A 12,628-nucleotide genomic window follows, 5' to 3' on the forward strand; every position below is an offset into this window, starting at 1 on the left:
TAAATTATTTATGAATTAAGAGCCGAAACTCACCGAAAACGTTTTCTGAAAACGTAATCATTCAAATTTCTATCACGAATTTGTCAAAATCCACAAAAACCTAAAACATTTATATTGCAAGTTGCTGATTGACTAACAATAATTGTTTTGTTATTATAAAAATAGACGAAAGATCTATGCCTATATGCATAGTTTTTGTGCAGGACAAATGAGTCCGAATTTTAAGGAGGTATTTTTTTAATGAAATTGGCAAAGAAAATAATGGCTGCGACGCTTGCGCTGACTATGGCGGCAGGTATGGCTTCCTGCGGCGATAAGGACAATTCTTCAAACGGAAGTTCTGTTGCTCCGGGAAAAGACCTTAATAATGACCAGAAGCAGATAGTTGACGCTCATGCCGGCGAACTTCCCGACAAGGAATTATCAAATAAAACTATTACATGGATGGCACACTACGACATCAACCCTACCGAAGGAAAGGTAAAGTCGCCTGCCATCCAGCTTTTTGAAACCAAATACGGCGGTAAGATCAATTATAAGCGGACTACCTGGGAAAACCGTTATACCGATCTGGCTGCTGCCGTAATGGCAAATGAATCACCCGACTTCTTCCCTGCCGACGATATGGATACTTTCCCTAAGGGCGCTATTAAAGCTATGTTCCAGCCTATAGACGATTATGTAGACCTTAATTCCGAACTTTGGGCAGGATCTAAGAGCGTCTGCGACTCGTTTATGTTCAACGGCAAGCATTATATTGCTGCTATTGAAGCTATGCCTACATATGCCTGCGTATATAACAGAACTACGATCAATGAGAACGGTTACGATGATCCTGCCGAGCTGTTTGCTCAGGGAAAATGGGATTGGGACGTATTTACTGAAATGTGTACTGACTTTACGGACGCAGATCAGGATAAGTATGCGCTGGACGGCTACTGGTACAACAAGGCGCTTTCCGAAACAAGCGGCGTTCCAATGATCGGACTGAAAGACGGACAGCTTGTTCAGAATATGTCCGATCCGGCTATCGAAAAGGTTCAGGAAAGAATGTATAACCTTCAGAAAAACGGAGTTGTATTCCCCTGTGCTGAAAACAACTGGAAACCAAGAGGCGACGGAGCTAACGGAGAAGGTCTCGGCTCTTACCTGACGCTCTTCATTCCTATCGGACTTTACGCTATCGAGTGTCCTCCCGAGTCCTGCAAGCCTTTCGGCGATATTGAAGCCGGCGAAGTAATGTTCGTTCCTATGCCGAAGGATCCGGATTCCGATAAAACTTATATTTCAGCCAAAGTTCACGGCTACAGTATCTGTACAGGAGCTAAGAATCCTGAAGGCGTAGCAGCATTTCTCGACTGCGAGCAGGTTACGAACCAGGCTGAGGACATCAAGCAGATCACGACTGATACTCTCAAAAACGAGTATAAGTGGACTGATGAAATGATCGAAATGCGTGAAACACTGTATAAGATGGCTGCCGAAACTCCTGTATTTGATCTTCAGGACGGCGTTTCAGACGAGCTTTCAACATATATGATGACTGTTTCACAGGCTACTATGATCTCAGGAGGAAACGAAACGACCTGGACTGCCTGCCGTACAGAGTGGGAAAAGGCTGTTGAATATGTAATTAAAGACGCTAATAAAAATATTTCCTCAACTCCTATAAACTAATAGATACCCGCAGAAAGCCTCAGCTCAGACTGAGGCTTTCTTTTTTACCTTCCGATAAAAAAACTATTGACAAAATCAGATCCTTACTATATAATAATAGTGTAAAAGAGAGTAGCTGGCGGAATTTCTTATTTAATAGAAAATTCTGTTTATGTTTGCGTCAATACGGTCGTTTTACCGACCCGCTGCATATCTAAACGGCGAGACTTTTATTGAAATAATTGCGCTGCGCAGTTTTTCCAATAAACGTCTCGCTTTTTTATGTGAAAAACTGTCAGGACCTGAGCATAATATTTTTCCGTCTGCGACTAGCAGTCATTTTAACGGGAAAAATATAATCTGCGGATATTATTGAAAGGAATGTTGTAAATGAGCGAACGCTATCGCCAGACACCGGAAGAACTTTATTCTGAATTCGGATCCTCCGAAAACGGTCTTACCTCCCGGCAGGCAGAAAAAAACACGGAAAAGTACGGAAAGAATCAAATAACCGAGGGCAAAAAGAAAAGCACACTAATAATATTTCTGGAACAGTTCAAGGACTTTCTGGTAATAATACTTATAATAGCAGCTATCATTTCCGCCTGTATGGGCGACGCCGAAAGTACGATAGTTATTCTTGTGGTTATTACCATGAACGCTATACTGGGAACTGTTCAGACGCTTAAAGCTGAAAAATCCCTCAGCAATCTGAAAAAGCTGTCTTCCCCCAACGCCAAGGTACTCAGAAACGGAGAAGCCGTAGTAGTTCCTTCCGAGGAAGTTACCGCCGGAGATGTCGTACTGATAGAAGCCGGAGATCAGATCCCTGCCGACGGCCGTCTTATAGAATGCGCTTCGGTTCAGGTAAATGAAAGCGCTCTGACAGGCGAAAGTCTTAATATAGATAAAAGCGTTGAAAATATAAATAAGGAATGTCCTCTGGGCGACCGTGTAAACATGGTTTTCTCCGGCAGCTTCGTTACCTACGGACGCGGTAAATATATTGTTACCGATATAGGAATGAATACCGAGGTAGGAAAGATCGCTTCGCTTATCCAGAACGCCGAGGAGAGAAAGACGCCGCTTCAGAACTCACTTGATTCGTTCGGAAAGAAGCTTTCTATTGCGATCCTTATAATCTGCGCATTGGTTTTCGGACTTAGTCTGTTTCAAGCTGATAGGATCAGTTCCGATGAAATAATGAATTCACTTATGTTCGCAATCGCTCTTGCCGTTGCGGCAATACCGGAGGCTTTAAGCTCTATTGTAACTATAGTTCTTTCCTTCGGCACTCAGAAGATGTCGAAAGAAAACGCTATTATAAGAAAGCTTCAGGCTGTTGAGGGCTTAGGCTCGGTATCAATAATCTGCTCCGATAAAACAGGAACTCTTACTCAGAACAAAATGACTGTAAGAAAAATCGTAGTTGACGGGCATATTATCTCCTCTGAGGACAGCGACCCCGAAACCGCAGGCGAAAGAAATCTTATTGTTGCGTCTGTACTCTGCAACGATTCACAGTGCAAGGACGGCGTTGAGATAGGTGACCCGACCGAAACTGCACTTATCAACTTTGCCGCTTCAAAAAAGCTGAGCTATTCCAAGATCAGAGCCGATTATCCCAGAATAAGCGAAATACCCTTTGATTCCGACAGAAAGCTGATGTCTACGCTCAATGATGTAAACGGAGAAAATATAATGTTTACTAAAGGTGCGGCAGATGTTCTTGTTGACAGAATGAACTGTACGCATGAGGAAAAGGAGCAGATAAAGGCTCAGGTATCCGAACTTTCCGCTCAGGGTCTAAGGATACTCTGCTTTGCTTCAAAGAAATACAATGTTTCTGAAATAACCACAGAGGACGAATACGGACTTGATTTCATAGGTCTTATTGCTATGATGGATCCGCCGAGAGCAGAGTCAAAGCAGGCTGTCGCCGAATGTAAAACGGCAGGTATAAAACCTGTTATGATCACGGGAGATCATATCGTAACTGCGTCGGCTATCGCAAAGGAAATAGGGATCCTTAATGATTTCTCAGAGGCTGTTGAAGGCTCGGCTCTTGACGGATATTCAGACGAAGAGCTTATCAGCTTTGTAAGGGATAAATCCGTTTATGCAAGAGTTACTCCGGAGCATAAGATCCGTATCGTAAAAGCATGGCAGAGCAACGACAAGATAGTCGCAATGACCGGCGACGGAGTAAACGACGCTCCCGCATTGAAGCAGGCCGACGTAGGCGTAGCAATGGGAATTACAGGAACAGAGGTTTCAAAGGACGCCGCCTCAATGGTACTTGCAGACGATAACTTTGCAACAATTATAAAAGCTGTAAAGAACGGCAGAAATATATACGAGAATATCAAAAAGGCTATACTTTTCCTGCTCTCCGGAAACCTTGCAGGAATAATAACCGTTCTGTTCTGTTCGCTGGGCGCTCTTCCTGTTCCTTTTGCTGCTATTCACCTGCTGTTTATAAACCTGCTGACCGACTCGCTTCCGGCTATCGCCTTAGGTCTTGAGCCTCATACCGAAGCTGTTATGAAGCAAAAACCAAGACGTGCAGGAGAAACAATTCTTACAAAGCCTTTTATGCTGAGGATCGGCTATTCAGGATTGGTTATAAGCATTGCAACCATCGCCGCTTTTCTGCTTGGAAACCACTATATGGGTGCAGCAGCGGCCAGTACAATGGCGTTTGCAACTCTGTGTATGTCAAGGCTTTTCCACGGCTTCAGCTGTAAATCAGACGAACCTGTCCTGTTTACCGGAAAAATGTTCAATAACTCTTTCGGTATCCTTGCATTTATTGCCGGAATGCTGCTTATAAACTGCGTACTTCTTATACCGGCGCTTTCAGGGCTTTTTAAGGTTGTTAAGCTTTCCGGAGGACTGCTTGCGGCAACATACGCTCTTAGCTTCGGCTCTATGATAGTAATTCAGATCATAAAAGCATTGTTTTTTAAAGTAAAGAAGTGATTTCTGCAATTCAGGTTAAAATTATATAAAATGTCCGCCGCTGAAAATAAATCAGCGGCGGATATTTTTATCTCATATTATTATTAAGTCCGAAAGAAATTGAAAGCGCTGAATTAACTGCTGTCATAGAATTGGTGTCAAGCTCGCCCATTCGTTCTTTAAGGCGTTTTTTGTCCAATGTACGAATCTGTTCAAGCAGAACGATAGAATCTTTCGCAAGGCCGCACTGCCCGCCGCCTACCTCTATATGTGTCGGAAGCTTCGCCTTTTCCCGCTGGCTAGTAATCGCTGCGGCTATAACTGTCGGCGAGTGCTTGTTTCCGACATCGTTCTGTACTATAAGCACCGGTCTTAACCCGCCCTGCTCGGAACCGACTACCGGACTTAAATCGGCATAATAAATTTCACCCCTGTGAACTGTCACCTTAAACACTCCGTTCCTTAATATTTTCAGGGCTTTTACCCTTCGGTATTATTTTTGCCCTGTTTTCTGCTTTTAATCATTTCATGCAAAATTTTATTGCAGTATTTTACTGCAGTCAGGGGAGAACGGTTTTCACCTTTTCTATATTATGCGTTTTTGTTCAGAACAGTTACTTTCCAAATTATAAATCGTACAGGTCTTTGATATATTTATAAGCAAGTTCGGCTGTATCCGCAACCGCCTTAAAGCCGAGGTAATGCGGAGCTTCACCTTGCTTATCACTTTCGTTTGCGTTTACTGTCAGTGTGCGGAAATTATCAAGCTGAGCTTTGCTTATCGAAGATACCGCCCTGCATTGCGCCTTCGGAAGCTTTTTCATGATCTGCTTGAACCGCACATCGGAGCGCAGCTGTAAATCAAACCTGCTAAGCTCTTTCCACTTCTGACCGTTAAGCTCGCTGTCAGAATACCCCGACGCTACAAGATGATCAAATAATCCAGGCTGTATAATTTCGTCCCACGCGATATCAGTATACAAATGCAGAAAAAAGCCCTTGAGGAAATCACTGCGGCGATCCGATATGCTATTATAATAATTCTCTATATTTTGCTTCCATACGTTATAATCCCTGCTTCTCAGATGAGCGGCATAGCGCACCCTTTCCTCTGCAAAACCGTTAAGATTAACAGCATCTGGAGCTATTGAGCCGAGATAAAAATCGCTTTCGTTAATTATGTTAAGCCTGTCCTTTAATATACAGGCAGTCATAAGATGAACACAGACAGACGGCATAGCTGTTCCTCCTTTACAAGAAATCGGGAACCGCAGCGCAGTTCCCGAAATTATATTATTTAGCCTTTGACGAAATTTCAAGGTTAAGTTTTTCAAGCAGATCGCCGCAGGATATTGCTCCAAGCTCGCCCTCCTTACGCGAACGAACCGAAACTGTTCCGCTTTCGACCTCCTTATCTCCTATTATGATCATATACGGTATTCTTTCGAGTCGTGCCGATTTGATCTTAGGACCTATATTTTCACTGCGCTTGTCAACCGTTACCCTCATGCCCATTTCGGTCATTTTATCAGCAAGCTTCTGTGCATATTCGATATGCTCTTCTCCGATAGGCATGAGCCTTGCCTGCTCAGGAGCAAGCCATAGCGGAAGCACTCCTGCAAAATGCTCAAGCATATAAGCAAGAGTTCTCTCATAGCAGCCCAGCGAGGTCCTGTGAATAATATACGGCAGCTTCTTCTGACCATCCTTGTCAACATAATACATTCCGAACTTTTCAGCCAGCAGCATATCTATCTGAATAGTTACGATAGTATCCTCCTTGCCGAATACGTTCTTATACTGAATATCAAGCTTAGGGCCGTAAAACGCCGCTTCGTCAATTCCTATCTCATAATCAAGGCCTATATCGTCAAGTATCTTTTTCATTGCGTCCTGAGCGTGATTCCACTGCTCCGCCGTACCCTCGTACTTATTGCTCGGATTTGCAGGATCCCACTGAGAAAATCTGAACGTACAGTCCTCCAGCAGTCCTACGGTATCAAGCATATATTTCGCAAGCTCAAGACAGCCCTTGAACTCTTCCTCGAGCTGATCGGGGCGGAGTATATAATGACCCTCCGAGATCGTAAACTGGCGAACTCTGATAAGACCGTGCATTTCACCGCTGTCCTCGTTTCTGAACAGTGTCGAAGTTTCCGTCAGGCGCATAGGAAGATCACGGTAGGAGCGCTGTCTGTTTAGGAATACCTGATACTGGAACGGACATGTCATAGGACGAAGCGCAAAGCATTCCTTTTCATCGTCGGCAGGGTCCCCCAATACGAACATTCCGTCAAGATAATGATCCCAGTGTCCTGAGATCTTATAAAGCTCACGCTTAGCGAAATACGGAGTTTTTGTAAGCAGGCAGCCTTTAGCCTGCTCTGTATCCTCTACCCATCTCTGCAAAAGCTGAATAACTCTTGCGCCCTTAGGCAGAAGAATAGGCAGTCCCTGACCGATATAGTCCACAGTCGTGAAATATTCAAGCTCTCTGCCTATCTTATTGTGATCCCTCAGCTTCGCTTCCTCCTGCTGCTTCAGAAATTCGTCCAGCATAGAAGCCTTAGGAAAAGCAGTTCCGTAAATACGTGAAAGCTGTCTGCCGTCCTCAGCCTTTCCCCAGTAAGCTCCTGTACATGAAAGCAGCTTTACAGCCTTTATAGGCGCAACGCTCATAAGATGAGGGCCGGCGCAGAGATCAACAAAATCCCCCTGCTTATAGAAGGACAGCTTCTCGCCCTTATCGTCGTGCTTATGAATAAGCTCTATTTTGTAATGCTCGTCCTTTTGCTCCATAAGTGCAAGAGCCTCATCTACAGGCAGCTCGAAGCGCTCCAGAGCATAGCCTTCCTTGGCAAGCTTTTTCATTTCAGCCTGTATTTTCTCCAGGTCAGCGGGAGCGAAAGGCTTTGAAACCTCAAAATCGTAATAAAAACCCGTTTCGGTTGCAGGTCCTCTCGCAAGCTTAGCCTCGGGATAAAGATTCTTTACAGCCTGAGCCATAAGGTGAGAAGCCGTATGCCAGAAGGTTTCCTTTCCCGCCTTTGAATCAAAGGTCATAACTTCAAATTCGCAGTCGCGGTCAACGACGGTTCTCATGTCGCAGACCTGACCGTCAAGCTTTACACAACAGGCAGCCTTGTAAAGTCCCATTCCAATGTCCTTGATTATCTCCGATGCCGGCATTGCCTGCCCGACCTCACGGAACGATCCGTCCTTAAGCTTCAGTTTTATCATTTTTATTCCTCCATATAAATTATTATTTACCGTAATGCTCTTAATTATAGTTTATTTCCCGAGTCTTAATAAGGTTAATGCCGCATAGTGCTTTATTTTAAAGCTTTCCGGATAATTGCCCAGCATTTCAAGGTGTTCCTTTTCAAAAGATCGTATCTCGGCTTCCGAAAGCGACGCTCCCACTCCGCGGCACGCTTTCATTCTTCCGTTCCAGCTTTCTCTCGTAAAGGGGATCTCCAGATCTATTACCTCTTCACAGACAGTTTCAAAGCTTTCTGAATAGATCTCAGGGATAAAAACGGGACGCCTTGTTTCTCCTGCTCCTGTCCAGCAGGGGTTGTATTTAAGGATAATAGCCTCGCTTTTACCTGCTATTTCGTCCTCAAAAGGAAGCCAGCTCATATATCCTATCAGCAAAGCGCCCTCAGGCTTCAGCATTTTCAGAAGCTTTGGAACAAGCCTTTTGTGATCAAAGTAGAAAAAACAGGTAAATGCAGTGACGACATCAAAGCTGTTTTCGGGAAAGTCAATTTCCTCAGACGGAGTGATTAAAAAATCTATATTCATATTGTTTTCTGCAGCAAGACGCTTTGCATACCCGATCTGATTTTCGGAAATATCGGCAGCGGTAAACCTTGCCCCGTACTTATACATATTCCTGGGAATAACCCCAGTTCCTGTTCCAAGGTCAAGGACCTTCTGACCGTTTGTGCAAAGTTCCCACGAAAGCACCTTATCGTAAAGCTCCTGGGGATATATGTCACGGTATTTTGCATAATCCTCCGAGGTGCGTCCCCAATCGAACGCTTTCCCTCCGTCTATTGAAGCATTTGCTGTCATAGCTCAGAATCCTTTCCTTTTAAGCTCCGCCGCCAAGCCTATGTAAAACTCCCTGACATCAAAACCCTTTATATTCTCCCTATTAAGATCTATAACGTCACCGTGGGTAATGCCCCTTTTCCCCTTAGGAGAAAGCATTGTAAAGCTGTCACCCCACTTCATCGAATCCACAGATACCAGTCCGTCGTTCTCGCCGTCAAAGTATTTTACAAGATGATAGGAAAGATTAAGGGGAAACTTCCCTCCTCTCGCATTTTCCGACTTTGAGCCTATACTCTGATAATATACCCCCTCGGCGTCGGGACATTTTTCGTTAAGCTCCGAGCAGCGTGAAGCCGTAAGGTCTGTGACCGCCGCAATAAAATCCGGAGCTTCATCTCCCGCTAATTTCAGAGCCGAATTATATTTGTCAGCAACCGACTGACAGACCTGATCCGAAACCTTGCCTAAAATATAATCCGCAAACTGACAGCCCCTGTGCGGCGTATTTACAGTAGTAAGACTTGCCGTATATTTATCTGCGCCAAGACAGCTCAGTGCATAGCGAGCGTCAAGTCCGCCCTTTGAATGAGCGATTATATTTACCTTGCCGCATCCTGTTTCCTTTACGATACTCTCTATACGCTGTGCAAGCTCCTTCGCACTGTTTTCAACGGAAGCCGCAGACTGCTGATTTCCGTAATATATCTCTGCCCCGTTTCTCTTCAATGCGGCGGGTATTCTTCCCCAGTAGCTGAAAAATCTGAAATCCCGAAAGAAAACCCCATGTACAAGCAGCAAAGGATATTTTGTGCTGCATACGGCGCTTTCCGCCCTTATACTGTCAAGCTCCAGCTTTTCCCTCTCAAAACGGCATTCAGCGGAAGCTATACTGATTGTTTTTATAAGCACTGCAATATTAAGCACAGGTATCATTCCGCAGACAGCGCCTATCACTCGCCATTTTATGCCCAGCTGAACCGACGTAAGATAAAGCCTCGCCGTTCCGTTCCAGAACAGAATGAATTCAGCTACGGCGGCAATAACCGTATTTAAAATTATATCGGAAGCGCTCAGATCCGAAAAACATATAAGATAAATCAGAAAAGCGGCGCTTGCGGTTACCGATACAAGAAAGACCTTCAGCAGCCTTATGCCGTTTTTAAGCGTTTTTATGCGTTTTGCCGGCTGCTTTTTAAAAGTCGGCGCAATACTGAACTTTATATACCATAGCGAAGCGGCAATACAATATATTACAGTAAGCGCAGTTCCGGCATTAAGCAGCTTCAGCGCCGCCGCCGAATTTACCGCCGCAGTCATCAGCAGCGACTGAAATACCGTCATCAATATTTCCATTTCTATCTCCCCCGTTAAAAACTAAAACGATCTATACAGCGACCTTGATATAAAAATATAGACCCAGAAGCATAACAGCGCAACGCTCAGCAGCGACAGAATATCCGTCAGGATACGTCTGAGAGTTTTATTTATATATGATCTGCCGTTTTTATCCCTGCCGCTTGACAGCTGCCCGAAAAATGTGCTGAACCAGTAGGTAACTATAAAAATCGGCATAAAAGTCAGAAAGCCCTGCTGATATGAAATTTTCTGAGTATATGCAAGATACGAATAATACGCCGCAGCTCCGTCAGCTGCAAGTACAGCCAGATAGCAAAATGCTCCCAATACTTTTCTCATATATACACCCTTTTTAAATAAAAAATCCCGCAAAAAGCACAGCAATGCTCTTTACGGGACGATACATTTATCGTGGTTCCACCCTGATTCATGCGAAAAAACTCCGCACCTCTGTCCGCTCAGCGAAATCGGCTAAGCGTAAGTTCTGTAACGGGAACTGTCCGTCGCTTATTAGGCGCGCTCAAAGGCGGTATCTTTAAATCACGGAACTCACGCTGCTTTCAGCCGGCGGCAGCGCTCTCTGAACAGCTCCGATACGATATTAAAGCTTCCTTATCTCAGCTTTCAAATATAATGGTATTATTTCATGTGTAATAGTTTATCACTGTTTTCCCCTTTTGTCAAGGACTTTTTATTAAACAGTCTGCTTTTTTGTATAATTGTATAAAAAATACCTTGACAATCCGGGAAAATTATTATACAATAATATTATGCATTATGTTTTTATATATGGTGAGAATTCTGACAGGTTTAGCCTGCCTTCGTATAAACGTCGGCAAGCTTCAAAAAGACTTAATCGTTTTCAACATTTATTATAAAATTAATATGCTGATTTGTAACTTTACAATTTTATATTGAATTGGCATTGCATTTTAAGAACGGTACATTACAGATGAACGTTTTGCTGTAATGTTCTTTTTATGCAGCGCCAAAATAATCGAGGAGGAGGAAAGCTATACATGAGTATAGAAATCGCAGTTTTGCTGATTGTGGTTGCTCTCGTCGCCGGTGCGGCTGTAAGCGGATTTATAAGCTTTAAACAGGGCATTAAATACAGACAGAAAACCGCAGAAGCTGCAATGGGTTCCGCTGAAAAAGAAGCTGAAAGGATCGTTGAGGACGCTAAGAAAACAGCGGAAACTATGAAAAAGGAAGCTCTGGTCGAAGCGAAGGACGAAATACATAAGTCCAGGCAGGAAACCGAGAAGGAACTGAAGGAACGGCGCATCGAGGTTTCAAGACAGGAGCGCAGGATCAACCAGAAGGAAGAAACTATCGACCGTAAGCTTGACAATCTTGAAAAAAAGGAAGAAACGCTCCAGAACAAGCTGAAATCCGCCGATGAAAAGATGGCGGAGGCTGACAGAATAAAAAATTCTCAGCTGGATATGCTTGAAAAGATCTCTGAATTTACTAAGGAACAGGCTAAGGAATACCTGCTCAGCAATCTTGAAAACGAGCTTGTTCATGAAAAGGCGGTCAAGGTTTCAAACTTTGAAACACAGATCAAAGACGACTGCGACGCAAAGGCAAGGCAGTATATTTCTCTTGCTATTGCCAGATGTGCGGCTGATCAGGTTTCAGAAACCGCAGTTTCAGTTGTTCCGCTGCCCAACGACGAAATGAAGGGCAGGATCATCGGACGAGAGGGAAGAAATATCAGAACTATAGAGACCCTTACAGGAGTAGATCTTATTATCGACGATACTCCCGAAGCTATTACACTTTCCTGCTTTGATCAGGTAAGACGCGAAGTTGCTAGGATCGCTCTTGAAAAGCTTATTCAGGACGGAAGGATCCATCCGACGCGTATTGAGGAAATGGTTGACAAGGCAAGGCGAGAGGTCGAGTACAAGATAAAGCAGGAGGGCGAACGTGCAGTTCTCGAATGCAACGTTCATAATCTCAATCACGAGCTTGTTAAGCTTATCGGACGTTTAAGATTCAGGACAAGCTACAGACAAAACGTTCTTGACCATTCCATTGAGGTTTCACACCTTGCGGGAATGATGGCTTCGGAGCTTGGAGTAGACGCAAACCTTGCAAGGCGCGCAGGACTTCTGCACGATATAGGCAAGGCTCTCAGCTATGAAATCGAAGGCTCTCACGTTCAGATAGGCGTTGACGTCTGCAAGAAGTACAAGGAAAACGCCGACGTTATCCACGCTATCGAGGCTCATCACGGCGACGTTGAAACTCATACCGTTGTAGCGGCTCTTGTACAGGCGGCTGACGCTATTTCAGCTGCAAGACCGGGAGCAAGAAGCGAGAATTATGAAAATTATATCAAGCGTCTTCAGAAGCTTGAAGAAATATGCACTTCTTATGACGGCGTTGAAAGATCATATGCTATGCAGGCCGGACGAGAGGTAAGAATAATGATCAAGCCTGAAAAGATCAATGATGAAAAAATGGTTCTTGTCGCAAGGGAGATCGCAAAGAGAATCGAAGACGAGATGGATTATCCGGGACAGATCAAGGTTAATCTTATCCGTGAAAGCAGAGCGGTTGAATACGCAAAATAATTTTAAGG

General features: G+C 44.1%; 9 protein-coding genes. 3 read left to right on the forward strand and 6 right to left on the reverse strand.

Annotated elements, in window-relative coordinates; translation table 11 throughout:
• Window positions 1-240 precede the first annotated feature (240 nt).
• Window positions 241-1,677, forward strand: a complete 1,437-nt coding sequence (locus ACYQ0H_RS07225) for an ABC transporter substrate-binding protein (protein WP_459812169.1) — start codon at window positions 241-243, stop codon at window positions 1,675-1,677.
• 369 nt (window positions 1,678-2,046) lie between these two features.
• Window positions 2,047-4,638: a cation-translocating P-type ATPase gene (locus ACYQ0H_RS07230; RefSeq protein ID WP_459812170.1), complete on the forward strand. Its 2,592-nt coding sequence runs from the start codon at window positions 2,047-2,049 to the stop codon at window positions 4,636-4,638.
• A 67-nt stretch (window positions 4,639-4,705) separates the two neighbouring features.
• On the opposite strand, the gene ACYQ0H_RS07235 is transcribed toward ACYQ0H_RS07230, so the two are convergent.
• The 6 genes from ACYQ0H_RS07235 to ACYQ0H_RS07260 form a co-directional block, all read right to left on the reverse strand.
• Window positions 4,706-5,062 carry a type II toxin-antitoxin system PemK/MazF family toxin gene (locus ACYQ0H_RS07235; protein ID WP_459812171.1) on the reverse strand — a complete coding sequence of 119 codons (357 nt, stop codon included), beginning with the start codon at window positions 5,060-5,062 and terminating at the stop codon, window positions 4,706-4,708.
• A gap of 181 nt (window positions 5,063-5,243) precedes the next feature.
• Window positions 5,244-5,855 carry a zinc dependent phospholipase C family protein gene (locus ACYQ0H_RS07240; protein WP_459812172.1) on the reverse strand — a complete coding sequence of 204 codons (612 nt, stop codon included), beginning with the start codon at window positions 5,853-5,855 and terminating at the stop codon, window positions 5,244-5,246.
• Window positions 5,856-5,910: 55 nt separating this feature from the next.
• Window positions 5,911-7,857, reverse strand: a complete 1,947-nt coding sequence (gene thrS / locus ACYQ0H_RS07245; protein WP_459812173.1) for a threonine--tRNA ligase — start codon at window positions 7,855-7,857, stop codon at window positions 5,911-5,913.
• Window positions 7,858-7,908: 51 nt separating this feature from the next.
• A complete protein-coding gene (locus ACYQ0H_RS07250; RefSeq protein WP_459812174.1) occupies window positions 7,909-8,697 on the reverse strand; it encodes a class I SAM-dependent methyltransferase in 789 nt (262 codons plus the stop codon).
• A gap of 3 nt (window positions 8,698-8,700) precedes the next feature.
• Window positions 8,701-10,032 (reverse strand): esterase/lipase family protein, encoded by a 1,332-nt coding sequence (locus ACYQ0H_RS07255; protein ID WP_459812175.1) that lies wholly within the window; start codon window positions 10,030-10,032, stop codon window positions 8,701-8,703.
• A gap of 21 nt (window positions 10,033-10,053) precedes the next feature.
• Window positions 10,054-10,374, reverse strand: a complete 321-nt coding sequence (locus tag ACYQ0H_RS07260; RefSeq protein ID WP_459812176.1) for a hypothetical protein — start codon at window positions 10,372-10,374, stop codon at window positions 10,054-10,056.
• Between the two features lie 680 nt (window positions 10,375-11,054).
• Here ACYQ0H_RS07260 and rny point away from each other — a divergent pair.
• Window positions 11,055-12,620: a ribonuclease Y gene (gene rny / locus ACYQ0H_RS07265; protein WP_459812177.1), complete on the forward strand. Its 1,566-nt coding sequence runs from the start codon at window positions 11,055-11,057 to the stop codon at window positions 12,618-12,620.
• Window positions 12,621-12,628 lie beyond the last annotated feature (8 nt).

The organism is Hominimerdicola intestinalis (assembly GCF_054655215.1).

Excerpts from the sequence above, each read along its gene's own strand:
- ACYQ0H_RS07260 (WP_459812176.1), bottom strand. The coding sequence starts at position 10,374 with ATGAGAAAAGTATTGGGAGCATTTTGCTATCTGGCTGTACTTGCAGCT.
- ACYQ0H_RS07255 (WP_459812175.1), bottom strand. The coding sequence starts at position 10,032 with ATGGAAATATTGATGACGGTATTTCAGTCGCTGCTGATGACTGCGGCG.
- ACYQ0H_RS07240 (WP_459812172.1), bottom strand. The coding sequence starts at position 5,855 with ATGCCGTCTGTCTGTGTTCATCTTATGACTGCCTGTATATTAAAGGAC.
- rny (WP_459812177.1), top strand. The coding sequence starts at position 11,055 with ATGAGTATAGAAATCGCAGTTTTGCTGATTGTGGTTGCTCTCGTCGCC.
- ACYQ0H_RS07225 (WP_459812169.1), top strand. The coding sequence starts at position 241 with ATGAAATTGGCAAAGAAAATAATGGCTGCGACGCTTGCGCTGACTATG.
- ACYQ0H_RS07230 (WP_459812170.1), top strand. The coding sequence starts at position 2,047 with ATGAGCGAACGCTATCGCCAGACACCGGAAGAACTTTATTCTGAATTC.
- thrS (WP_459812173.1), bottom strand. The coding sequence starts at position 7,857 with ATGATAAAACTGAAGCTTAAGGACGGATCGTTCCGTGAGGTCGGGCAG.
- ACYQ0H_RS07250 (WP_459812174.1), bottom strand. The coding sequence starts at position 8,697 with ATGACAGCAAATGCTTCAATAGACGGAGGGAAAGCGTTCGATTGGGGA.